The sequence below is a fragment of the Cellulomonas dongxiuzhuiae genome (genome assembly GCF_018623035.1).
GTDB lineage: Bacteria > Actinomycetota > Actinomycetes > Actinomycetales > Cellulomonadaceae > Cellulomonas > Cellulomonas dongxiuzhuiae.
In genome coordinates, this window is record NZ_CP076023.1 from 963,798 (window position 1) to 987,942 (window position 24,145).

The 24,145-nt window shown below is 74.2% G+C and carries 13 protein-coding genes; 8 read left to right on the forward strand and 5 right to left on the reverse strand.

Annotated elements, in window-relative coordinates; translation table 11 throughout:
* Window positions 1-9 precede the first annotated feature (9 nt).
* Together KKR89_RS04395 and KKR89_RS04400 are read left to right on the forward strand one after the other, a co-directional pair.
* Window positions 10-993, forward strand: coding sequence for a glycosyltransferase family 2 protein (locus KKR89_RS04395; RefSeq protein WP_208198031.1), 984 nt, complete (start codon window positions 10-12; stop codon window positions 991-993).
* Window positions 990-2,330 carry an oligosaccharide flippase family protein gene (locus tag KKR89_RS04400; RefSeq protein ID WP_251141017.1) on the forward strand — a complete coding sequence of 447 codons (1,341 nt, stop codon included), beginning with the start codon at window positions 990-992 and terminating at the stop codon, window positions 2,328-2,330. The genes KKR89_RS04395 and KKR89_RS04400 overlap by 4 nt, the downstream gene beginning before the upstream one ends.
* Here KKR89_RS04400 and KKR89_RS04405 read toward each other — a convergent pair.
* On the reverse strand, window positions 2,232-3,482 hold the full coding sequence (locus tag KKR89_RS04405) for a glycosyltransferase family 4 protein (protein WP_208198032.1): 1,251 nt from the start codon (window positions 3,480-3,482) through the stop codon (window positions 2,232-2,234). The genes KKR89_RS04400 and KKR89_RS04405 overlap by 99 nt on opposite strands.
* Before the next feature lie 234 nt (window positions 3,483-3,716).
* Between KKR89_RS04405 and KKR89_RS04410 the strand changes: the two genes are divergently transcribed.
* From KKR89_RS04410 to KKR89_RS04420, 3 genes are all read left to right on the forward strand, one after another.
* Window positions 3,717-4,409: a hypothetical protein gene (locus tag KKR89_RS04410; protein WP_208198033.1), complete on the forward strand. Its 693-nt coding sequence runs from the start codon at window positions 3,717-3,719 to the stop codon at window positions 4,407-4,409.
* A 201-nt stretch (window positions 4,410-4,610) separates the two neighbouring features.
* Window positions 4,611-10,478 (forward strand): PKD domain-containing protein, encoded by a 5,868-nt coding sequence (locus KKR89_RS18560; RefSeq protein ID WP_208198034.1) that lies wholly within the window; start codon window positions 4,611-4,613, stop codon window positions 10,476-10,478.
* Window positions 10,479-10,624: 146 nt separating this feature from the next.
* Window positions 10,625-11,896 (forward strand): hypothetical protein, encoded by a 1,272-nt coding sequence (locus KKR89_RS04420; protein WP_208198035.1) that lies wholly within the window; start codon window positions 10,625-10,627, stop codon window positions 11,894-11,896.
* On the opposite strand, the gene KKR89_RS04425 is transcribed toward KKR89_RS04420, so the two are convergent.
* The 4 genes from KKR89_RS04425 to KKR89_RS04440 form a co-directional block, all read right to left on the reverse strand.
* The gene (locus tag KKR89_RS04425) at window positions 11,854-12,978 is read right to left on the reverse strand and encodes a glycosyltransferase family 4 protein (RefSeq protein ID WP_208198036.1); all 1,125 of its coding nucleotides are present in this window, start codon (window positions 12,976-12,978) and stop codon (window positions 11,854-11,856) included. The two genes, KKR89_RS04420 and KKR89_RS04425, sit on opposite strands and share 43 nt — an antisense overlap.
* Entirely contained in the window at window positions 12,975-14,783 is a 1,809-nt protein-coding gene (locus KKR89_RS04430) for a polysaccharide biosynthesis tyrosine autokinase (RefSeq protein WP_208198037.1), read from the reverse strand. The genes KKR89_RS04425 and KKR89_RS04430 overlap by 4 nt, the downstream gene beginning before the upstream one ends.
* A 135-nt stretch (window positions 14,784-14,918) precedes the next feature.
* Entirely contained in the window at window positions 14,919-17,555 is a 2,637-nt protein-coding gene (locus tag KKR89_RS04435) for a right-handed parallel beta-helix repeat-containing protein (protein WP_208198038.1), read from the reverse strand.
* A 409-nt stretch (window positions 17,556-17,964) separates the two neighbouring features.
* Window positions 17,965-18,510: a hypothetical protein gene (locus tag KKR89_RS04440; protein WP_208198039.1), complete on the reverse strand. Its 546-nt coding sequence runs from the start codon at window positions 18,508-18,510 to the stop codon at window positions 17,965-17,967.
* 382 nt (window positions 18,511-18,892) lie between these two features.
* Here KKR89_RS04440 and mfd point away from each other — a divergent pair, with 382 nt between their 5' ends.
* The 3 genes from mfd to KKR89_RS04455 all read left to right on the forward strand — a co-directional run bounded on the left by mfd (window position 18,893) and on the right by KKR89_RS04455 (window position 23,941).
* Window positions 18,893-22,534 carry a transcription-repair coupling factor gene (gene mfd, locus KKR89_RS04445; RefSeq protein WP_208198192.1) on the forward strand — a complete coding sequence of 1,214 codons (3,642 nt, stop codon included), beginning with the start codon at window positions 18,893-18,895 and terminating at the stop codon, window positions 22,532-22,534.
* A gap of 134 nt (window positions 22,535-22,668) precedes the next feature.
* A complete protein-coding gene (locus KKR89_RS04450) occupies window positions 22,669-23,232 on the forward strand; it encodes a hypothetical protein (RefSeq protein WP_208198040.1) in 564 nt (187 codons plus the stop codon).
* Between the two features lie 13 nt (window positions 23,233-23,245).
* Window positions 23,246-23,941, forward strand: a complete 696-nt coding sequence (locus KKR89_RS04455; protein ID WP_208198041.1) for a MazG family protein — start codon at window positions 23,246-23,248, stop codon at window positions 23,939-23,941.
* Window positions 23,942-24,145: the final 204 nt, after the last annotated feature.

Consider the following 24,145-nt stretch of genomic DNA (forward strand, 5'->3'; position numbering starts at 1 on the left):
GGCGCCCCCGTGCCCGTGCTCACCGTCGCGGTCCTCACGTTCCGTCGTAACGAGCTGCTCGCCACGCTGCTGCCGCAGCTCCTGGAGCAGACGCGTGCCCTGACCGCCGCGGGGACCCCGACGGCGGTCCTCGTCGTGGACAACGACCCCGACGGCGGCGCGGCGCCCGTCGTCGTCGACGCACCGGACGTGCGGTACGTGGCCGAGCCGCAGCCCGGGATCGCCGCGGCGCGCAACAGGGCCCTCGCCGAGGCGGGCAGCTCCGCCGCGCTCGTCTTCGTCGACGACGACGAGATCCCGGGTGAGGGCTGGCTCGCGCATCTCGTCGCGACGTGGCGGGACACGGGTGCCGCCGGCGTCACGGGTCCGGTCGACTCGGTGTTCGACGGCACGCTCGACCCCTGGGTGGCCGCGGGCGGCTTCTTCGCCCGCACGCACACCCGTGGCCTGGTGACCGGCGACCGTGTCCCCGCCGCCGCCACGAACAACCTCCTGCTCGACCTCGCCGCGGTCGCTCGGCACGCCCTCTCCTTCGACGAGTCCATCGGATTCGCGGGTGGCGAGGACACCCGGTTCACGCGGTCGCTGGTGGCGGCGGGCGAGGAGATCGTGTGGTGCGCGCAGGCGCGGGTCGTCGACCGGGTGCCGCGGGACCGGATGACGCGCGCGGCGGTCGTCCGGCGGAGGTTCGCGCAGGCGAACGTCAGTGTGGGCGCGTCCGTCGCGCTGGCGCCCGGGCCCGCTGCCGGCCTCATGACGCGCGTGCGGTACGGCGCACCCGCGCTCGGCAGGATCGCGGTGGGGGCGCTCGCCGCAGCCGCCGGGACGGTGACGCGCCGGCCCGGCGTGCAGGCCCGGGGCGTGGCGACAGGTGCACGCGGCCTCGGTGCCGCGGCGGCCGTCCTGGGCGTGCGCTACCAGGAGTACCGACGGGCGTCGCCGGAGCGTCGGCCCGTCGCCGTCGAGTCGTCGACCGGGGAGCGGGGCGCGTGACGACGCAGGTCAAGGGCGAGCGGTCGGCCGTCCGGCAGGTCGGTGCGACAGCGGCCGTCAAGGTCGGTGTGATGGGGGCCGCGGGGCTCGCCGGCATCGTGACGAGCCGGCTCGTCATCGAGCACTACGGCGTCGACGCGTTCGCCCAGTACGGCCTCCTCACGGGGCTCACGGGTCTCATGCCGTTCGCCGACCTCGGGATCGCTGCGGTCCTGGTCAACGCCGTCGCGTCGGCGGCGCAGCCGCGGACGGACCGCGAGGTGCGGCGCACGATCACCAGCGCCTTCCGCATCCTGCTCGTCTCCGCAACCGTCATCGCCGCCGTCGCGGTCACGATCGGTGCCCTCGGCTGGTGGCCGGCGCTGCTCGGCGACGGGCTCATGGGGGACGCCGGTGCACGCGCGGCGACCGTGTGTCTCGTGGTCTTCGCACTGGCGCTCCCGCTCGGTGTCGGTCAGCGGGTGCTCGTCGCCCTGGGGCGGACGGCCCAGCAGACGGCGCTCGGCGGCATCGCCTCCCCGCTCGTCCTCTGCGGCGTCGCTGCGTCCGTCGCGCTGGCGTGGGCGTTCGGCCCGTACGTCGCCGTCTTCTCCTACGTCGCGAACGCGACGGTGGCGCTCCTGAGCCTGGTCCTCGCAGCGCGCCTGCTCTCGCCGCAGGTGGTGGCGGCGGCCCGCGACGTGCCGCGGCTGCGCAGCGTGCGCGGGGCCAAGGTCGTCGACGTGGCCTGGCCGATGCTCGTCCAGATGATCGCGCTGCCGATCGCCATGCAGACGGACCGTCTCCTGCTCAGTCATCTCGCGGGCACGTCGGAGCTCGCGCAGTACAACCTCGGTGCTCAGACGTTCGGACTCATCAACCAGGTCGTCGCGGCGGCCGGCGTCGCCCTGTGGCCGCTCTACGCGCGGGCACGCGCAGCGGGGAGGATCGAGAGCCCGGCTCGCGCCACCGCCGTCTTCACGGGTCTGGCCGCGACGCTCGGTCTGCTCCTGTGGCTGGCTCTGCCGCTCGTCACGCAGATCATCACGAAGGGGAAGATCGAGCTGACGGCGACGTTCGCGGCGTCGTTCGTCCTCTTCGTCGTCGTGCAGGCGGCGAAGTACCCGCTCGGGATGTACATGACCGACGCCGCGGGGCTCCGGTTCCAGGTGGTGCCGGTCGTCGCCATGGTCCCGATCAACCTCGGGCTGTCGTGGCTGCTCATCGCGCCGCTCGGCGCGGCCGGACCGGTCCTCGGGTCAGCCGTGTCCGTGCTCGTGTGCCAGGTCCTGCCCAACGCCTGGTACGTGCGCCGGGACCTCGGGCGTCGGCGCCGGGCCCTCGCGGCCACCGACTGACCGGGCCGCGCGGGCGTACCACGCGTCCACGAGCTCGACGAGCCGGTCCGCCCGCCACCGGTCGTGCGGGAACCCGGGCTCGTCGAGCGTGGCCCGGACGGCCGCCGCGAGTCCCGCCGGCAGGTCGCCCTCGAGCGGGACCACGCGGGCGTTGTCGGCGGCGAGCAGGGGAGGGCCGCCCAGGGGCAGGCAGACGACGGGAGTACCGAGCGCGCTCGCCTCGGCGGCGACCCAGCCGGCCTGGTCGTGCATGGACGGGAAGAGCAGGGCGTCCGCCGACGCGAACGCACGGAGGACCTCCTCGCGTCGCCGGTGACCCAGGAAGCGCACGCGGTCGGCCACGCCGAGCCGACGAGCCAGGCGTCGCAGCGCCCGTTCCTCGTACCCCGTGCCGTAGACGTCGAGGCGCCAGCCGGCGAGCGCCGGTCGGGCCATCGCCGCGATCGCGAGCCGCCCGCCCTTCCAGGCGAGCAGCCGTGCCGCGAGGACGGCGACCCGCTGGCCGCGCGGCGCGGCTCCGTCGGGGACGGGGAGTCGCGGGAACGCTGCATTGGGTTCCACGACCACGTGCGCGGCGCCGGAGAAGCGCTGCGCGACGTCGTCGTTCTGTGCGACGACGACGGCCGCGCGCCGCGCCGCGTGGTCGCCCCACAAGGCGCGGGGGACACCGGTCGCGACGATCCGCACCGCCTCGACGAGCGTGCCGCGGACCCCGAGCCAGCGCGTGAGACGCCGCAGGGGCAGTGACGAGGCGCCGCCGACGGGTCCCCAGACCAGCGCCGGGCCGTCGAGCCCGGCGGCACCGCACGGCAGCCAGTCGTTCGCGAACGTCACGTGGTGGACGACCTCGAACGGTGCGCGCGCGTGCAGCTCGCGCGCGCGCCGGAGGAAGGCGCGTTGCCAGGCCACGTAGTACCAGTACACGCCGGCGGCCCCGCGCTTGAGCGCGACGACCCGCGGTGACAGCTCGAGGTGCTCGACCGACAGGTGCCGGGCCAGCGCCGGGTCGGCGGCGAGCGCGCGCTCGACCGCGGACCGGAACCGTTCCCGGGTGATGACGTGGACGTCATGGTGCGCCGCCGCCGCGACGGCGAACGCCCAGCCCGCGTTCGCCTCGGGCTCGTCGCCCGGCCCGCAGGCGTACGCGCTCACCAGCACACGCCGTCGGCCCGCCGGACCGCCCCCGCCACCGACGCTCACGCGCTCCTCCGTCCTCGCGGCCGACGCCCGGACCAGGCATCGGTACACGTTAGGCGGAACGGCTGCGCGAAACGGGCGAAACGGCACATGTTCACCCGTCCTGCCGCCGCGTCCGGTGCCCGGTTCGGCATAGTCTGCGCAGGGTCGTGCGGCGCCGCCGCACGGCGCGCGGTCGGAGGGAAGCGCATGAGCGAGGGTGTCTCGGCTGCCGGGCGGGTGCCGTCACGGGCCCGCTGGTGGGCGATCGCGGTGGTGGCGCTCGTCGTCGTGGTCGTCCTGGTCGTCGCGCTCGCGGGCTCTCGCGGGGCCGGGCGGGAGGGTGGCGCCCTCGCCGCCCCCACGCCGAGCGCGACGTCGACCGGGGCCGTGGCGGGCGCGACCGCGCGGGCGGACGACCCGTCCGGCGCGGGCTCCGTCGACGGCACCGCGCCCCCGGCCGACCCGCCGGCCGCGGGGGCTCCTGCGGACGGCGGGCACGTGCCGACGGTGACGGTCCCGATCGACGCCGTGGCCGAGCTCGCGGAGGCGGTCACCGCGAGGCTGAGCGCGGTCGACGCGGTCGACGGTGAAGCCGTGCAGCCGGGGGAGGTCGGCGGCCCCGCGCTGCGCGTGGAGATCGAGCTCGTCAACGGCTCGACCGCGCCGCTCGACCTGCGGGGGGCTGTCGTCAACCTCTACCACGGGCCCCAGCAGACCCCCGCGACCGCGTTGACGGAACCCGGCGGCTCGCCGCTGCCGCACGGTCTCGAGGCCGGCGCGACGGCGACCGGTGCGTTCGTCTTCGCGGTCCCTGCGGACGCGCGCGACGACGTGCGGGTCGAGCTCGACGTGCGTGCGGTGGGGCCTGTGGTCCTCTTCGCCGGCGCCGCGCAGCGCTGACACGGACGCCTGACCAGTTTCACCCGCGCCCGGGTCCAGGTTCACCCGTGCGGCCCGTGTCGTCATGTGCGGTTGATCCCGTAATGTCCGGATCATCTCAGCGACCCGTGGCGCCCCCGCCTCGAGGTTCTCCGCACCGCACCATCGAGGCCTGCCATGCGCATCTTCACGAGCGTCGTCTCCCGACGCGTCGCTACCGCCATGAGCGCGACCCTCCTGCTCGGGGGGGTCGCGACCGCGGCCGCGCCGCCGGCCCTGGCCGACGACCCGCCGCCGCTGCCCCCGTCGGTGAGCGCGGACGCCCTGCCCACGGCCCAGATCGACGGCGTCGTGTGGAAGCAGGTCGCAGTCGGCGGCACCGTCTACGTCGGCGGGAGCTTCTCGGCCGCACGCCCCCCGGGCGTCGCTCTCGGCGGGTCCGGGACCGTGCCGCGGGCCCACATGATGGCCTACGACCTCGCGACCGGTGCCCTGAGCGCGTCCTTCGCGCCGACGTTCAACGGTCAGGTCAGCGACCTCGTCGCCTCGGCGGACGGCCGCACCCTCTATGCCGTGGGCGCCTTCACGACCGTCAACGGGCAGTCGCGCAACCGTGCCGCGGCCTTCGACATCCCGAGCGGGACCCTCAAGCCGTGGGCGCCCAACCTCAACGGCTACGCGAAGGGCGTCACGGTCGCTCCCAACGGGACCGTGTACATCGCGGGGAACTTCTCTCACGTCGGCAGCACCGCGCGCCCCAAGGTCGCGGCCTTCCACCCCACGACGGCAGCCCTGCAGCCGTTCACGGCACCCGTCGACGACTACCAGGTGAACGCGATCCAGGTGTCGCCCGACGGGCAGACGGCCGTCATCGGTGGCAACTTCACCGGCATCGGCGGTGAGTCCACCCAGAGCTACGGCCTCGCGCGGCTCGACGCCGCCACGGGGGCGCTGCTCCCGCTGCCGGTGGCGTCCACCGTCCGCAACGCCGGGGCGCGGTCGGCGATCGCCTCGCTGAGCAGCGACGCGACGGGCTTCTACGGCACGGGTTGGCACATCGCCTCCACGGGCACCATCGAGGGCACGTTCAAGGCGTCGTGGGACACCGGCGAGCTCGTGTGGCTGGAGGACTGCCACGGCGACACGTACTCGGCCGCCCCCGCCGGAGACGTCGTCTACATCGCGAGCCACAAGCACTACTGCGGCAACAGCGGCGGGTTCCCGCAGACCGATCCGTGGTCGTTCTACCACGGCACGGCCGTGACGAACGACGTCCGTGGCGTCAACACCCGGGACATCTACAACTACCCCGACCACCCCGGCACGCCGCGCCCCGAGTTCCTCGAGTGGTACCCGACCTTCGTGCCCGGCACGTACACCGGGCAGGGGCAGGGGCCGTGGACCGTGACGGCAGCCGGCAGCTACGTCCTGTTCGGCGGTGAGTTCCTGCGGGTCAACGGCACGGGGCAGCAGGGCATCGTCCGGTTCCTCGACCGCTCGTCCGCGCCGAACAAGGTGGGTCCGACAGCCAAGGGCAGCGCGTTCGCGCTCGGCGGCCTGTCGTACGCGAGCGGCGAGGTGCGGCTCACCTGGCCCGGCAACCCCGACCGGGACGACGCCACGGTGCGCTACGACCTCTACCGGCAGTCGACGTCGACGCCGCCGATCCACACCGAGAGCGTCACCGCGCCGTTCTGGACGCAGCCGACGATGTCCTTCGTGGACAAGGGGCTGACCCCGGGCTCGTCGCAGCGCTACCGCGTCATCGCGACGGACCCGTGGGGCAACGCGTCGATGTCGGACTGGTACACGGTGACCGTGAGCGACGCGCCCGTCAGCGACTACGCACGTGAGGTGCTCGCCGACGAGCCGAGCTCCTACTGGCGGTTCGGTGAGCCCAGCGGTACGGCGGTGTACGACTGGATGGGGGCGAACGACCTCACGACCACGGCGAGCGTCACCCGTGGCGCCGCCGGTGCGCCGGTGGGCGACCCGAACACGGCGGCGACGTTCCCCGGCACGACGGCGGGTACGGCCGCCACCCGGACGGCGGCGCCCGCGCCCAACGTCTTCTCGGTCGAGACGTGGTTCCGCACGACGTCTCGGACCGGCGGCAAGATCATCGGCTACGGCAACCGGGTGACGGGCGCCTCGGGCTCGTACGACCGGCACGTGTACATGACGAGCAACGGCCGTCTCGCCTTCGGCGTCTACCCCGGCACCGCACGTACCGTCACGTCCACCGCGTCCTACAACGACGGGGCGTGGCACCACGTCGTGGCGACGCTCGGGTCGGGCGGCATGCAGCTGTACGTCGACGGCAAGCGTGTCGGCCAGCGCACCGACACGACGATGGGCCAGGCGTACAACGGGTACTGGCGGATCGGCGGTGACGTCCTGTCCAGCTGGCTGAACCGCCCGTCGACCGACTACTTCGCCGGCACGATCGACGAGGTCGCGGTCTACCCGCGGGTCCTCACACCGCAGGAGATCCGCTCGCACGTGACGGCGGCCGGGTACGCGGCCGCCATCCCGCCCGCGCCCGCCGACCCGTACGGCGCCGCCGTCTACGCCGCGGACCCGGAGCTCTTCTGGCGGTTCGACGAGGCGACCGGCTCGGCGCTCGCCGACTCGGGGGCGTCCGGCAACGCGGGCACGCTCACCGGCACGGGGTGGACCCGTCAGGCCGCCGGCGCTCTCGCCGCCCACGAGGAGAACCGGTCCGTGCGGTTCGTCGAGGGGTCGGCGGGTGCCGCCACCACCGCCACGTTCGAGAACCCGCGCGCCTACTCGCTGGAGGCGTGGTTCTCCACCACCAGCAGCCGCGGCGGGAGGGTCCTCGGCTTCAGCAGCCGGCAGACCGGCACGGCCGGCGACCACGACCGGCACATCTACCTGCAGGACGACGGCAGGCTCGTGTTCGGTGCGTGGACCGGCACGGCGAACACCATCACGTCCGCGGAGCCGTACAACGACGGGCAGTGGCACCACGTCCTCGCGACGCAGGGCCCGGACGGCATGGTGCTGTACGTCGACGGCGCCTCCGTCGGCACGAACCCGCAGGTCGACTCGCAGGCGTACACCGGCTACTGGCGGGTGGCGAACGGAGCGACCTGGGGCTCGACGTCCGCCGCTCTCGACGGCCGGATCGACGAGGTCGCCGTGTACTCCCGGCCTCTGAGCGGGAGCGACGCGGTTCTGCACGCCGGTCTCGGCCGGACCGGCACCACGCCGAACCTGCCGCCGCAGGCGGCGTTCGACGCGACCCTCGAGGGGCGCGAGCTCACGCTCGACGGGTCGGCCTCCACGGACGCGGACGGTGCCGTCACGTCGTGGGCGTGGGACCTCGGCGACGGCACGACGGCGCAGGGGGTGACGCCGCCGGCGCACACGTACGACCTCGCCGGCACGTACACCGTGACGCTCACGGTGACGGACGACAAGGGCGCCACGAGCGCCCGGCAGCAGTCCGTGACCGTCGCCAACGCGCCGCCGGTGGCCACGTTCACGGTCGCGGCGAGCCACCTCGACGTCGCCGTCGACGCCTCCGCCTCGACGGACCCCGACGGCGCCGTCGTCGGGTACTCCTGGCGGTTCGGGGACGGTGCCACGGCGACCGGTGCGACGGCCTCGCACACGTACGCGAGCGCCGGCACGTACACCGTGACGCTCACCGTGTCCGACCACGACGGGACGACGACCACCACCACGCAGGACGTCACCGTCGCCCCCAACCAGGCACCGGTCGCCGGTTTCGTCGCCCAGCCGTCCGCGCTCGCGGTGGCGTTCGCGCCGGTCGGCACCGCCGACCCTGACGGCACCGTGGCGTCGTACGCGTGGGACTTCGGGGACGGCGCGACATCGGCGCAGGAGGCACCGACGCACACGTACGTCGAGCCCGGCACGTACACCGTGCGGCTGACCGTCACCGACGACCTGGGCGCGACCGGTACCACGAGCTCGCGCGTCGTCGTCACGGCCAACGCCGCTCCCGTCGCCGCCTTCACCCCGACGACGGCGCTCCTGCGCCTCGCGGTCGACGCGTCCGCGTCGTCCGACCCGGACGGGTCGGTCGTCGCCTACGTGTGGGACTTCGGGGACGGGGCGCAGGCCGCCGGGGTGGCGGCCGAGCACACGTACTCGTCGCCCGGCACGTACACCGTGACGCTCACCGTGCGGGACAACCAGGGGACGGAGACGAGCGTGAGCCACGACGTCGAGGCCGTCGCCCCGACCATGTGGGCGCACGACAGGTTCTCGCGCTCGGCCGCCACGGGGTGGGGGTCCTCGGACGCCGGGGGCGCGTGGACGCACTTCGGCAGCGCGGCCCAGTACTCGGTCGCCGACGGCACGGGCCGCGTGTCGATCGGCACCACCGCGTCGACGCCGCGCCTCCAGCTGCGCTCGGTCGCCGCGACGGACTCCGACCAGACGGTCCAGTTCTCGCTCGACAAGGTCCCCGTCGGCGGCGGCGGGACGGTCGCGCTCACCAGCCGCGGCGGGAGCTGGTCGAGCCTCTACCGGGGACGGGTCTGGGTGCGTGCCAACGGCACCGTGTCCCTCCTCGTCACACGGATCGCGGGCGCGGAGTCGACGCTCGCCGCGGTCAACGTGCCGGGGCTGACGCTCACCGCCGGGACGCCGCTCAACGTGCGGTTCCGCACGGAGGGCTCGAGCCCGACGGCGCTGCGCCTCAAGGCGTGGACGGGGCCGACCGAGCCCGCCGCCTGGCAGGTGCAGACGACCGACGCGACCACGGAGCTGCAGGACGCCGGCGCGGTCGGGATCGACACGGGCCTCGACGGCGGGGTCACGAACGCGCCGGTGCGGGTGACGATCGACGAGTTCTTCGCCGGTCAGCCCGGCTCGGCGGCGCCGAACCAGGTGCCGGTGCCGGCGTTCGCCGCGACGGCGACCGACCTCTCCGTCGCCGTCGACGGCAGCACCTCGGCCGACGCCGACGGAACCGTGACCGCCTGGTCGTGGGACTTCGGGGACGGCTCGCCGGCCGTGACGGGCACCCAGGTCACGCACGCCTACGCCGCCGACGGCACCTACCCGGTGACCCTCACGGTGACCGACAACCGTGGGGCCACCGCGTCGGTGACCCAGCAGGTGACGGCCTCGTCGCCCGCAGGGGACCCGATGGTCGCGCCGGTCGCGGCCTTCGAGGCGTCGCCGCTGGGGCTCACGGTGAGCGTCGACGGGTCCGCGTCGTCGGCGGGAGACGCTCCTGTCGTCGCCTGGGCGTGGGACTTCGGCGACGGGGAGCAGGGCGACGGCGCGCAGGCGCAGCACACGTACGCCGCAGCGGGCACGTACGCCGTCACGCTCACCGTCACCGGGCCCGACGGTGCGACGGACACGCTCACCCGAGAGGTCACGGTCGCGGCGGTCCCGGCGGAGGAGCCCCCGGTGGAGGAGCCGCCCGTGGAGGAGCCGCCCGTCGACGGGGCCCTGGCCCAGGACGTCTTCGACCGCACGGTCGCCACGGGCTGGGGGACGTCGGCCACGGGTGGTGCGTGGTCGCACTTCGGGTCCGCGGCGCAGTACTCCGTCGCCCCGGGCGTGGGGACGCTCCAGGCGCTCGCGCCCGGTGCCACGCCGCGGGTGCGGTGGGCGGACCTCGCGGTGCGGGACGTCGACGTGCTCGGGCAGGTCTCGCTCGACAGCATCGGTGACGGGGGAGGGACGTTCGTCGCCCTCACCGCACGGTCGGGCAGCTGGTCGAGCATGTATCGCGGGCAGGTCTGGGTGAAGTCGACCGGCGCGCTCAACCTCGTCCTGACCCGCATCGCCCCGCGCGAGACCATCCTCGCCCAGGTGAACGTGGCAGGCGTGACCCTCGCGGCCGGCGAGCGGCTCAACGTCCGCTTCCAGGCCGTCGGTTCCGACCCGACGACGCTGCGGCTGCGGACGTGGAAGGACGGCACGCCCGAGCCCACGACGTGGCACCTGACGGCCACGGACGCGACGCCCGAGCTCCAGGACGCCGGCGGGGTCGGCGTGGACGGGCTGCTCAGCGGGACGTCGACCAACGCACCCGTCAGGATCCGGGTGCACGGGCTCACGGTCACCGAGGCCGTCTGAGGTGCGTCGGAGCGCCGGGCGTCCCAAGGCGCCCGGCGCTCCGGGACGTGCCCTGAGCCGATCGAGGAAGGCGGCCCGCCCACGGGCGGACGATGGAAGAGTGGTGCGGCGCGCCCGTCGGGGTGGCGAGGAGGGGATGAGAGCGGATGGAGCCCAGGCGGGAGGACGCCCCGGCCTGGCGTAGCCCGGCCTACCGAGCCCTCGCGGTGCTCGGCACGGTTCTCGTCGGTGCCCGCCTCGACCTCGCTCAGGGCGCGACGCTCGGGCTGGTCCTCTGCCTCGCGCTCGCGCCGGTGTGGTGGCGCGCGGCCTGGTCGGTGGTCGGCTACCGGTGGCTCGTCGCAGCCGCGGTCCTCGCGGTCGTCGCCGGGTTCTGGCTCACCAGCCACGCCGCGACCGACCACACCACGAACACGACGATCGCCCTGCGCAACAGCCTCCTCGTCATCGGCCTGCCCGTCCTCGTCGGCTTCCTCGTCTGGGCGTGCCGGCAGGTGGCGCCGCCGCTGCTCGCCGTGTGCTTCGGCCTCGCCATGCTCGTCACCGTGCCGACGGGCGGCGCGTTCGCGACCAACCCGTGGAAGTTCGGGTTCGCGACGCCGGTGACGATCGTCCTCCTCGGGCTCGCGTGGTGGTCAGGGCGACGGTGGGTGCAGGTGGTGGTCGCGCTCGTCATCAGCGCGGTGCACGGGATCAACGACGCGAGGTCGGCGTTCGCCATCCTGTTCATCGTCGCCGTGGTCATGCTGTGGGAGGGACGACCGACGACGGCGACGCGCCGGGCGTCCGGCCTGCGCGCGGGTGCGTTCGTCGCCGGCCTCGGCGCAGGGGCGTACTGGCTCGTCCAGGCGCTGATCCTCGACGGCGCGTTCGGCGAGGCGACCCAGGCACGCACGCAGGCGCAGATCGAGCAGTCCGGCTCCGTGCTCGTGGGTGGTCGGCCCGAGATCGGGGCGTTCCGGTACCTGCTGGCCCACCGGCCGATGGGGTTCGGGAGCGGCACGCTGCTGACCAGCGAGGACATCCTCGTCGCGAAGGAGGGCATGGCCTCCGTCGGGTACGAGCCGAACAACGGGTATGTCGAGAACTACATGTTCGGCGGCCAGATCGAGCTGCACTCAGGGGTCGGCGACCTCTGGGCCTGGTCAGGCGCGGCAGGCCTGCTCCTCGCCGCGGTGCTCGCGGTGGTGGTCGCTGTGCACACCACACGGGGGATCGGCGCCTCGACGAGCGTGGCCCTCGCTCTCGCCCTCGCCATCCGCTTCTTCTGGGACCTGCTGTTCAGCCCGTTCGTCTCGTCGACGATGAACCTCGTCCTGCTCCTGGGTCTCGGGTTCGGGGTCTGGTGGGTCGGCGACGACGGGCGGCGACGCGCTCAGCCGCGGCCGGAGTCGGAGTCGGCGAACATCCACGCGTGAGCCGCCTCGCGGCCGTCCTGCGTGGGCAGCGACGCGAGGACCTCGGCACGGGGCAGCGGCGCGAGGAGCGTGTCGAGGAGCGCGTCGCCGAGATCGGCGGCTGCTGCGCTCGACGGGACGACCCGGTGCCCGTGCTCCGCGAGCCACGGCGCGAGTCCCGTCTGGTCCGTCGTCACGACGGTGCACCCGTGCTCCAGCGCCTCGACGATCGGCAGCCCGACCTGCTCGCGCCACGTCGGTGACGCCTGCGACGGCAGGACGAGGACCGAGGCCGCCCGCAGCTCGGCATGGATCTGCTCCCGCGGTGGGTCGACGACGACGCGCACCCGGTCGTCCGTGGCGGCGAGCGCGCGTACCTCGCCCTCGAGCTGGCCCTTGCCGACGCAGGTGAGCGTCGTCCCGGGATGCTCCGCGAGCGCCGGCCACGCCTCGAGCAGCACCGCAAGCCCCTTGCGCTCGACGAACGCGCCCAGGAACAGGATCCGTCCGGGGTCCGGCGCGGCGGTCGGGCAGGAGCACGGCGTCGGCAGGGCGGGGATGGTGCGTGTCTCCTGGTGCCGGGACGGCGGCCCGTAGAGCGCGTGATACGTCGCCGCCGCCTGCGGCGTGCCGAACACGAGGCGGTCGACCCGACGCACGACCCGGGACGACATCCACCACTTGGCGCGGAAGGTCACCTGCTCGCGGACCGACCGCGGCTGGTACTCCTCGCGCGGGTCGTTGTTGCCGATGGCGTACGACACGACGCGCGGGAGCGGCCGGCGTCGGACGACGCGTCGCAGGCGGAGGGCCGTCAGGCACGTCGCTGCCCGCACGATGCCGGCGAGGAAGGCCGGCTCGGTGATCTCGAGAACCGCGACGTCCGAGCGCCAGAGCAGGCGTGCGGCGTCGAGGGTGCTCGCGCGCCGGGCGTCGAGCCGCTCGGCGAGCTGGACGTCGAAGTCGTACCGCGGGGCGGCGTAGAGCAGGCTGAGCCGCGGGTCCGCGGCCTGCCGCTCGAGGTGCGCGGTCCGGGCCTGCTCGTAGAGCTGGACGTGGGCGCGCAGCGGCGCGCGGGCGCGCCCCGGCGCGTCGACGGTCACCGTGCGCCGCTCGCCCGCACTGCTGTGGCCTCGTCGGTCGCCTCGGGACGCACGTCCGGGCCGCGGGGGCCGTGAGGCGCCTCGGTCGCACCGGCAGGCGCGTGCTCGGCTGCGTCGGAGGCTGGGGAGTCGTGCTCCGCGATCTCTGCGGGACGGTCGACCGGCGCCCCGTCGTGGACGGCGGCGGCGTGCGGTCCGGAGGCCGCGTCGGACGGGGGCGTCTCGGACGCCCGCGACGGCATGTCCTCCCCGGTGGGGCCGGGCGGCTCTGCCCCGACGTCCGACGTGCGCTCGCCGGCTTCCCCGGCCGTGGTCGCGGTGGCCGGTCCCGTGGCTGCGCGACCCGCGGCCGCCGGGTCGGCGAGCGCGGGATCGTCGGCGGCGGCACCGGGAGCTGCCTGCGCGGCGGAGCGGCGACGAACCGCGGAGCCGCGCCGCATGCCGCGGCGGTGCGCCGGTGCGAGCGGGAACGCGTTGCCGTACGTCGCGCCCGTGCCGTCATCCGTCCAGTTCGTCGCGACGAGCCCGAGGCAGGTCGCCCCCACGCGCTCGAGCGCGGCCAGCGCGCTGCGCAGCTGCTGGCGGCGCGTCGACCGGAGGCGGGTGACGAGCAGGACGCCGTCGCTGCGGCGCCCGAGCAGGGTCGCGTCGACGACGGGGAGCACCGGGGCCGCGTCGATGACGACGAGGTCGTACTCCCGTGCGGCCTCCTCGAGCAGCGTGTGCATCGCCGGGGAGTCGAGGAGCTGGCTGGGGTTCGGGGGCCGGTCGCCGGCCGTCAGGACGTGGAGGTTCGGCATCCCCCACGTCTGGACGACGTCGTCGAGACGGGCGCGCCCGATGAGGACCGTCGTGAGGCCTGCACCGCCCTCGAGGCCCAGGGCCTCGGCGATCGCCGGCATCCGCAGGTCGCCGTCGACGAGGAGCACCCGCGCGCCCTTCTCTGCCACGGCCGACGCGAGGTTCACCGACGTCGACGTCTTGCCCTCACGCGCCATGGCGGAGGTGACGACGATGGTGCGCAGGCGTCGACCCGTCTCGAGGTACTGCAGGTTCACCTGCAGGCGCCGGAACGCCTCGGCCCGAGGCGTTCCCGGCTCGGTCCGGACCGTGGTGTACGCGGCGCGGGCCGACCGGGTGCGCACGATCGTCCCGAGGACGGGCAGACCGCTGACCTTCTCGACGTCGGCGCGCGTGCGCAGCCGGGTGTCGAGGAGGGTGAGCAGGAGAGCGAGCGCGACACCCAGCAGGGCACCGGCGGCGATGCCCGACGCCGTGAGGAACCGGGTGTTCGGCTCGAAGGGCACCGCGGGCGCCACCGCGGGGGCGACCAGGCTGAGCTGGATCGCGCTCTCGCCGGCCTGGGTCCGCGGCGAGAGGCCCTGGACGGTGACCGCCAGCTGGCGCGCGACGGCGTTCGAGATCGTCGCCGCGGCCTGCGGGTCGGGGCCGGTCGTCGAGATCTCCAGGATGACCGTGTTGAGCGGGTTGTCGGCGGTGACGCGCTTGCTGAGCTCCTTCGCCGTCGTGTCGAGGTCGAGCTCGGCGATCACGGGGTCGAGGACGGCCGGCATGCTGGCGAGCCGGCCGAACGACGTCACCGAGTTCTGGACGAACGTCGAGCCCTGGACGAGCTCCCCGGCGGACTCGGCCTCGGTGACCGAGGCGAAGACGCTCGCCGAGGCACGGTAGGCGGGCGTGATCGACTGGGCGTAGGCCCAGGCGAGCGCTCCGCCGACGACCGCGAGCACGGCGATGACGAGCCACCGCTTTCGCAGGGCCAGCAGGTACTCGTCGAGCTCCATGCGGTGACGCTCCTCACGCAAGACCGAGCTCCGATCGTCTCACGTGCCATGCGGGCCCACGGGCGTTATGCGCCCGAACGGGTGGTTTACCCGGGGTGATATCGGACGAAAGCACCTCCCCGGGTCACCGGGCGTTCAGCCGCGTGCTGCCTCGATCGGGCCGAGCCCCTTCCATCCGGACGAGACGCCGAGGGCGGCCGCGACGTCGTCGGTCACGCTGACCGGGACGCCCTGCGCACCGGAACGTCCGGTGGAGTTGAGCGCGAGGTCGGAGCCGACGACCGCCGCGCCCTCGACGAGCTTGGACGAGTCGTCGTTGCCGGTGGCGGACTGGAAGTCGCTGAGCGTCGTGTACGACACGAGCTGCGGCCCCGCTGCCCACTGCACGAGACGTGGCGGGTTGCTCGCGGACGAACGGTGGTAGAGGTTCCCGGCGAGGTTGATCCCGAGGTCCTTGGCATAGCTCTTCTGGGTGAAGTCGTGCACCTGGACGGCTGCGGTCGAGCCGTTGGCCGCGCCGAGGACGTTGTTCCGCACGTTGATCGTGCGCAGCAGCCACGGCACGCCGGCGGTGCTGCCGCGGCGCTCGTCCTGCAGCATCCGGATCGCATAGCCGCGGTTGCCGGTGATCGTGTTGTTGGAGACCTCGATCGTCCCGGAGTCGAAGATCTTCAGACCGGACTCCCCGTTGCCGTCCAGGTAGTTGCCGGCCACGACGATGTTCTCGCTCAGCTCGATCTCGACGCCGTCGACCCCGTTCCCGACGACGGTGTTGTGCACGACCCGGGAGTTGCGCATGTCGACGTCGAACCACAGGCCCCGGGTGACGTTCGAGTCGAAGACCGAGCGCTCCACGGTGACGTTCGTCGAGTTGTGCAGCTTCGCGCCACCGGAGGCGGGCTCGGCCTTGAAGCGCTCGGAGTTGTTGCGGGCGAAGACCGACTCCGAGATCGTGAGGTCGTCGGCCTTGCTGGCGACGAGCCCGAGCAGGCCGTTGTCCTCGACGGTGAGACGCGAGAACGCAGCGCCCTTGGCCCACACGTAGATCCCGATGCTCGCGTTGTCGCGGACGACGAGGTTCTCGAGCGTGATATCGGGGACCTCGGCGCTGACGACACCGAGCACAGCGGCGTGGTCGCCGTAGCGCTGCACGCCGATGCCGCGCACGGTGGTGCCCGCGCCCTGGATCTGGATGGCCTTCTTCAGGGCGCTCGCGCGCACCTCCTTGTTGCTGGGGTCCGTGCCGATGACGAGCCGGTTGGCGCCCCGGTCGACGTAGAACGTCCCTGCGGTGACGGCGCCCGCGGAGCCGACCTGGGTCAGCTCGGTCCCGCCGACCCAGACCTGGTCGGGGTGGCCCGCCATGGGGTACGCCGGGTCGACGTAGCGGCTCGACTCGTCCTGGTTCGCGCTGAGGGAGACGCGGGTGTCGAAGTCGACGTCCCAGCCTCCGACGGACCAGGTGCTGCCCGACTTCTGCCAGCCGGACACGACGCGCGAGCCGTCGAACCAGACGGCCTCGTTCGGCGCGGACTGGATGGTCAGGGCCCGGTAGAAGGGCACCTGGACGCTCTCGTGGTAGGTGCCTGCGTGCAGGACGACGGTCGCGCCGTTGGGCGCCTTCGCCAGCGCGGTCGCCGCGCTGCCGTAGGGGGAGGCGGCCGAGCCGTCTCCCTTGGCGTCGCCGCGCGGCTCGACGTGCACCGCGTTCGCCGGGACGGGGTAGGAGGTCGTGCCGACGGCTGCGGCGCCGTGGGCGGTGGCCGAGGCCTGCGTCGGGACGGGGGCCGCGGTGGCGGTGGGCTTCGGCGTGGCCGACGCCGTGGGCTTCGCCGTGGGGCTCGCGGTGGCGGTCGGCCGGGGTGTGCTGGTCGCCCTGGGCGTGGCGCTGGCCGACGCCGTCGGCGTGGCCGACGGCGTCGCGGTCACCGGCACGAGGGCGCGGGTCAGGAGGTCGTCGAAGCGCAGTCCGGTCGCAGCCGTCCCCCCGGACAGCCCGCCGCGCACCGACGCCGTGCCGGCCTTCGAGATCCGCTGCGAGCTCGCGTCCTCGGCGCGCACCTGCCAGGCGGGAGCGGTCGTGCCGACGGGCCACGCGCGTGCCGCGACGGAGACCGGTGAGCTGCCGGTGACCTGGAGCTCGAACCGGAACGCCGTCGAGGCGGACGTGGCGCGCTGCGGCAGGAGCCTGTCCGCGACGAGCACCGTGTCACCGCCGTTGGCACGCTCGAGCTTGAGGCTGACCTTGTTGTCCTTGCCGAACCGCAGCGTCCCCCGGTACCCGGCGGACGAGCCCGAGCCGCGCAGTTGGAGGGTGGTGGATGCACCGTTGCCGGCCGTCGGCAGCTTGTCGACCGAGACGGTGACGGCCGAACGGGCGTCGGCGACCGAGGTGCCGGAGGCGACCACCTGGCCGGTGCGGCCGGGGGCGAGCCACATCTCGCCGCGACCGGAGGCGACGGACGCGCCGACCGAGCTCTCCGCCGCGTACGTCTGGCCGCTCGTCGCGGTGCCCCAGCCCGCGGCGACGGTCCGCGAGAAGGTGTCCTGCACGACCGTCGCCCCGAGCTGGTAGCTCGTCGCCGCCGAGGCGCCCTGGCCCGAGGCGACGAGGGTGCCGAGGCCGAAGGCCGCCGTGACGCCCAGCGCGACGGTCTGCCGGAGGCGGCCGCGACGCGGCGCGGCGCGGCGCGAACCGGACCTCTCCGGACGGCTCTGTGCGCGGACCGGACGTCGGGCGTGACGCCCGGCGGGCTGCGAGTGTGCGGCCATAGGGGTCCTCCGGGGAAAGAAGAGACTGTCCAGGGAGCCGATCGGGTGAACGACGCGTTGAGCCTCGTGCCTACTGGTCGGTGAGTGTTCCACAGGACTCACGGCGCTCCACAAGGCCTGATATCGCCTGTGGACCGGGATCCGGGGGTAGGAGAGGGTCGTCGAGGACAGCCGCCCCGGACGTCGTCGTGCGCTCTGGGGCGGCCGGGCGTCGTGCCCGCCCTCACTCGCACGGGTGGTACGGGTCACGCGCGATGGCGCAGGTCAACGGCAGTCCTGTGACCACCGCTCGCCGCCCGGGCCGTCGTCCCGGCCCGGCGGTGCCCGAGTTCTGTACGTCTGTCCAATTTGGACGCGAGCAGAACTGGACATATGTCTGCGTCCCAGATGGTGGACGCCACGATGTGACCTACCTCACACATGCACAGACGGCGCAATGTGGGGCAACGAGGGGCACTCGTACGGGTGAAAAATTGTGCGCCCGGCACGCGGTGCGCCCGCTCGTCGTCGGCATTCCGGAGCGACGAGCCGGGATGCCCGTGGCGACCACCGGGGCGCCCGTGAGCTCGGACAGGCCGCGGACCAGCAGGGGGAAGAGGGGGAAGAAGGCGGCCGTGGACAGGTGCCCCTGGCCCGGCTCGGGGATGGCGTCGGGGTAGCCCTGCTCGGCGATCGCGACGTAGAACGGTCCGTCCCACGGTGCGAAGGCGCGCGACCGGTCGAGGTCCTGCTGGCGGGTGGCGACCGCGATCGCGCCCAGCACCGCGACGCGCGACACCAGGTACGCGACGACCAGGACGGCGCTGCGGCGGACGAGGTCGCGGCGCGAGACCGGTGCGGCGTCGCCGCGCGCCACCGGTGCTGCGCGGACGAGGGTGGTGTCACCTCGTGGCTCGTCCGGGAGCGAGCCGCTCTCCGCGGCGAGGCGCACCCCTCTCAGCAGCTGCGCGAACATCGTTCCCCCGGGTCGTGCGTCCTCGTGGTCGGGCCCACGTGCGGCGGCCCGGGTCGGGCGGCGGCTCAGGGGTCGGCGTCCGCGGGCACGGTGTCGGTGCGCCCGGCCCGGCGCAGCGCCGGTGTCGAGGTGCGCGGCGGCGGCAGCAGCGACGTGCCACCGCGTCCCGTGCGCTCGCGCACCGCATCCCCCACCCCCCGGTCGGGACGAGACCGGGCAACCCGGTCGATGCAGACTGGCAGGGGGTGGCCGGCGCGCGCACCCACGCCCCGGGTGAAACCGGCGTCACCGTCGCCATCCCCGTGCCTCCGTAGAATGGAGGTGCTGCCGCATCACCCCCCGAGCCCTCGGGAGGGTGGACATCATGCTGCCCAAGGACCTCATGGACCTCACCGGAATCCTTCCCGCCCTGCTCGCCGACCCCGCCGCCGCGGAGGCTGTCGCGTCCGTCCGCGCACGCGGCGAGCTCGACGTCGTCGGCCCGGCCGGCATCCGCCCGCCGCTGCTGGCCGCGCTCGCGGGCGCGCACGCCACGGCGCGGGACGCGGCGTCGGGCAGCGCGGGCCGCCCGCTGGTCGTGGTCACCGCCACCGGCCGTGACGCCGACGAGCTCGCGGGCGCGCTGCGCTGCTACCTGCCCGACGACGACGTCGCGGTCCTGCCCAGCTGGGAGACGCTGCCGCACGAGCGGCTGAGCCCTCGCTCGGACACGGTCGCGCGCCGGCTGGCGGTCTTCCGCCGCCTGGCGCACCCCGATCCGGAGCCAGGGCCGTCCGGCCCGGTGCGGGTCCTCGTCATGCCCGTGCGCGCTCTGCTGCAGCCGGTCGTCGAGGGTCTCGGCGAGCTGGTGCCGGTCGAGGTCCACACCGGTGACACGGTGGACCTCGAGGACCTCGCCCAGCGGCTCGTCGACGCGGCGTACACGCGCGTCGACATGGTCGAGCGGCGCGGCGAGTTCGCCGTGCGAGGCGGCATCCTCGACGTCTTCCCGCCCATCGAGGACCACCCGCTGCGCATCGAGCTGTGGGGCGAGGAGGTCGAGGAGATCCGCTGGTTCTCTGTCGCCGACCAGCGCAGCCTCGAGGTCGCCGACCACGGCCTGTGGGCGCCACCGTGCCGCGAGATCCTGCTGACGGACGCGGTGCGTGCGCGTGCCGCGGCCCTGCGCGAGCAGCTGCCCGGGGCCCTGGACATGCTGGACCGCCTCGCCGAGGGCATCGCGGTCGAGGGCATGGAGTCCCTCGCGCCCGTCCTCGTCGAGCGGATGGTGCCGGTGCTCGACCTCGTGCCCGACGACTCCCTGCTGGTGGTCGTCGACCCCGAGCGTGTGCGCCGCCGCGCGCACGACCTGGTCGCGACGACGCGGGAGTTCCTCGAGGCGGCGTGGACGTCGGCGGCTGCCGGTGCCGCCGTCCCGCTCGACCTGTCCGCAGCGTCCTTCGCGTCCTTCGCGGAGGTCCGCGCCCTGGCGGCCGTCCGGTCCCTCGGGTGGTGGACGCTGTCGGGCTTCACGCTCGACGCCGACGCCGTGACGGGCGAGGGCCCGGCGGACGGGCCGTCCGCCGACGTCGACGTGCGCACGCTGGTCGTCGGCGCGCGCGAGGTCGAGCGGTACCGCGGCGAGGTCGCACGCGCCGTCGAGGACGTCCGGCGGCTGCAGCACGACGGGTGGCGGCTCGTGCTGGCGACCGACGGCCACGGCCCGGCGCAGCGCATGGTGGAGCAGCTCAAGGCCGCGGACGTCCCGGCGCGCCTGGTCGCGACGGTGCCGGACGAGCCGGAGGGCGGGGTCGTGCTGGTCACGCCCGCCCCGCTCGGGCCCGGGTTCGTCCACGAGGCCCTGCACCTGGCCGTGTTCAGCGAGTCCGACCTCACGGGACGCGCCGGGTCCAGCACGCGCGACATGCGCCGCATGCCGAGCCGGCGGCGCAACGTCGTCGACCCCCTGCAGCTGCGTCCGGGCGACTTCGTCGTGCACGAGCAGCACGGCGTCGGGCGGTTCGTCGAGCTCGTGCAGCGCACGATCGGCTCGGGTGCGTCCGCGGCGACCCGCGAGTACCTCGTCGTCGAGTACGCGTCGAGCAAGCGCGGCCAGCCGGGGGACCGGCTGTACGTGCCGACCGACCAGCTCGACCAGGTCACCAAGTACGTCGGCGGTGAGGCGCCCACGCTCAACCGCATGGGCGGCTCGGACTGGCAGAAGACGAAGGGCCGTGCCCGCAAGGCCGTCAAGGAGATCGCGGCCGAGCTCATCCGCCTGTACTCGGCGCGCATGGCGACGCCCGGGCACGCCTTCGGGCCGGACACGCCCTGGCAGCGGGAGCTGGAGGACGCGTTCGCGTACGTCGAGACGCCCGACCAGCTCGCCACGATCGACGAGGTCAAGCAGGACATGGAGAAGACGGTCCCCATGGACCGCCTGGTCTGCGGCGACGTCGGCTACGGCAAGACCGAGATCGCGGTGCGCGCGGCCTTCAAGGCCGTGCAGGACGGCAAGCAGGTCGCCGTCCTGGTCCCCACGACGCTGCTCGTGCAGCAGCACATCGACACGTTCACCGAGCGGTACGCGCCGTACCCGGTGACCGTCCGGGCGCTGTCGCGGTTCCAGTCGGCCAAGGAGTCCGCGGAGGTCGTCGAGGGCCTCGCCGACGGGTCCGTCGACGTCGTCATCGGCACGCACCGCCTCATCACGGGCAGCGTCCGGTTCAAGGACCTGGGGCTCGTCATCATCGACGAGGAGCAGCGCTTCGGCGTCGAGCACAAGGAGACGCTCAAGGCGCTGCGCACCAACGTCGACGTCCTGGCGATGAGCGCCACGCCCATCCCGCGCACGCTCGAGATGGCCGTGACGGGCATCCGCGAGATGTCGACGCTCGCGACGCCGCCCGAGGAGCGCCACCCGGTCCTGACGTTCGTCGGCCCGTACGAGGAGAAGCAGATCTCCGCGGCGATCCGCCGCGAGCTGCTGCGCGAGGGGCAGGTCTTCTTCGTGCACAACAAGGTCGAGTCGATCGAGCGCGTGGCGTCGCGGCTCAACGAGCTCGTGCCCGAGGCCCGCATCGCGGTCGCCCACGGCAAGATGGGCGAGCACCGGCTCGAGCAGGTCATCGTCGACTTCTGGGAGAAGAAGTTCGACGTCCTGGTCTGCACGACGATCGTCGAGACGGGCCTGGACATCTCCAACGCCAACACCCTGATCCTCGAGCGCGCCGACCGGCTGGGCCTGTCACAGCTGCACCAGCTGCGCGGGCGCGTCGGGCGTGGGCGGGAGCGGGCGTACGCGTACTTCCTCTACCCGCCCGAGGTGCCGCTCACCGAGACGGCGCACGACCGGCTGCAGACCATCGCGGCGCACACCGACCTCGGGGCCGGCATGGCGGTGGCGATGAAGGACCTCGAGATCCGCGGTGCGGGCAACCTGCTGGGCGGTGAGCAGTCCGGCCACATCGAGGGCGTCGGGTTCGACCTGTACGTGCGCATGGTCGGTGAGGCCGTCGCGTCGTTCCGGGGCGACGCCGCCGAGGAGCAGCCGGACGTCACGATCGAGCTGCCCGTCGACGCGCACGTCCCGCACGACTACATCGCGCACGAGCGGCTGCGCCTCGAGGCGTACCGCAAGATCGCGGCCGCGACGGACGCGACCACGCTGCGCGAGGTGCACGCGGAGCTGGTCGACCGCTACGGCCCCGTGCCGCAGGCCGTGGACAACCTCTTCGAGGTCGCGCAGTTCCGCCTGCACGTGCGGAACGCCGGGCTGGCGGACGTCACGGCGCAGGGCCGGTTCGTGCGCTTCGCGCCCGTCGCGCTGCCCGAGTCGGCGCAGCTGCGCCTCAAGCGGCTCTACCCGGGCTCGGTCCTCAAGCCCGCGGTGCGCACGGTGCTCGTGCCGTTCCCGACCACGGCCCGCGTCGGCGGCAAGCCGCTGCACGGCCGTGAGGTCATGACGTGGGCGCGCCAGTTCATCGACGCGATCGTGCTCGGGGACGTCGCCGCCGCGGCGGCGGCCGGCACCTCGGCCCGGTGACACGCGGCCCCGTCGCGCCGGATGGGCCGGGTGACGGCGAGCGCGCGACCAGGGCCTACGATGGCGGCCGACCCCTACGGAACGTGAGCGGGAGGCCCCTGGTGGCAGTGCGACGGACGCGAGGACGCGTACGGGTGGTGGCGGCGGTGGTCGCGGCGGGCGGTCTGCTCGCGGGGTGCTCGGGTCAACCGGGTGCCGCGGCGGTCGTCGACGGCCGCACGATCACGACGGCCGAGCTCGCGGCGACGCACGAGGAGCTCGCCCCCATCTACAACGGTGCGCGCGCGCAGGACGTCCTCGGGGTGCTGATCACCGAGCCGTTCGCCGCCGAGGTGGCGGCCGAGGCCGGTGTGGGCGTCAACGACGAGCAGGCGCTCGCGCTGCTGCGGACCGTCGCGGTGCAGGCCCTCGGCGAGGAGGAGGGCGCGGAGCTCGAGTTCGGGCCCGGCGCGGTCGCCATCGGGCGCTACTCGCTGGTGACGAGCGCGCTGCAGGACCTCGCGGACCCGCAGGCTGCCGCCACCGAGTACCAGGAGCGCGTCGCCGCGGCCGACATCGAGGTCAACCCCCGGTTCGGCGACTTCACCGACGACCTCGTCGTGGCACCACCCACGACGCCGTCGTGGGTGGTCCCCCCGGGCGGTCGTGACGCGGCACCGGTTGACGCGACGCCCGCGCCTGCCCCGACGCCCAAGTGACACCCTGACGGACGTGACGACGCCCGGTCCGGGCGAGGTCCCGCGCACCGCGCGGCAGGCGGACGCCGTCGCGCGCGCCGTCGCCGTGCTGGACCGGTTGCGGTCGCCCGGCGGCTGCCCCTGGTACGCGGTGCAGACCCACGCGTCGCTCCTGCCGTACGCGGTCGAGGAGGCGCACGAGCTCGTCGAGGCGGTCGAGGCCGGTGACCGTGCCGGGCTGCGCGAGGAGCTCGGCGACGTCCTGCTCCAGGTCCTCGTCCACGCGCGCGTGGCTGAGGAGCACGAGGACGACCCGTTCGACGTGGCCGACGTCGCCGAGGCGCTGGTCGCCAAGCTGGTGCGCCGCAACCCGCACGTCTTCGCCGCCGACGGCGACGGGGGGATCGACGTGGCCGCGGTGCTGGAGCGCTGGGACCGGCTGAAGCGGGCCGAGAAGCCGACGCGGACGTCCGCGCTCGACGGTGTCCCGGCGACGATCGGCGCGCTCGCGCGTGCGCAGAAGCTCGTCGCGAGGGCGGACCAGGCGGGACTGCTCGCGGCGGCCCCGCCCCCCACGCGCCCGGTCGGCGACGCGGCCGACGTCGAGGCCCTGGGCGACGCGCTCCTGGGACTCGTCGCCGCGGCCCACCGCGCCGGCGTCGACGCGGAGGCCGCGCTGCGCCTCGCGACCGCCACCTGGGAGGCGGCGGCCCGCAGGGCCGAGGGCTGAGGGGTGTGCGCGCCGGCCGGTCGGCGCATCCGCCTCGTCCCGAGGCGTGGGACAGGAGGGGTCGAAACGAGGCCCACCCACCCCTGAGGCCCGGGAGAATGCGTCCGTGCAGGCCCAAGGTCCGACCCGGGCACGATCGCGTCCGGTGAGGATGGACCCCGCGAGCCGGGACCCACGTCCCGCTCACCGCCCCGTCGAAGGAGA

Bases quoted from the DNA above. Each gene is read 5' to 3' on its own strand.
- KKR89_RS04430 (WP_208198037.1), bottom strand. From the start codon at position 14,783: ATGGAGCTCGACGAGTACCTGCTGGCCCTGCGAAAGCGGTGGCTCGTC.
- KKR89_RS04420 (WP_208198035.1), top strand. From the start codon at position 10,625: ATGGAGCCCAGGCGGGAGGACGCCCCGGCCTGGCGTAGCCCGGCCTAC.
- mfd (WP_208198192.1), top strand. From the start codon at position 18,893: ATGGACCTCACCGGAATCCTTCCCGCCCTGCTCGCCGACCCCGCCGCC.
- KKR89_RS18560 (WP_208198034.1), top strand. From the start codon at position 4,611: ATGAGCGCGACCCTCCTGCTCGGGGGGGTCGCGACCGCGGCCGCGCCG.
- KKR89_RS04410 (WP_208198033.1), top strand. From the start codon at position 3,717: ATGAGCGAGGGTGTCTCGGCTGCCGGGCGGGTGCCGTCACGGGCCCGC.
- KKR89_RS04440 (WP_208198039.1), bottom strand. From the start codon at position 18,510: ATGTTCGCGCAGCTGCTGAGAGGGGTGCGCCTCGCCGCGGAGAGCGGC.
- KKR89_RS04435 (WP_208198038.1), bottom strand. From the start codon at position 17,555: ATGGCCGCACACTCGCAGCCCGCCGGGCGTCACGCCCGACGTCCGGTC.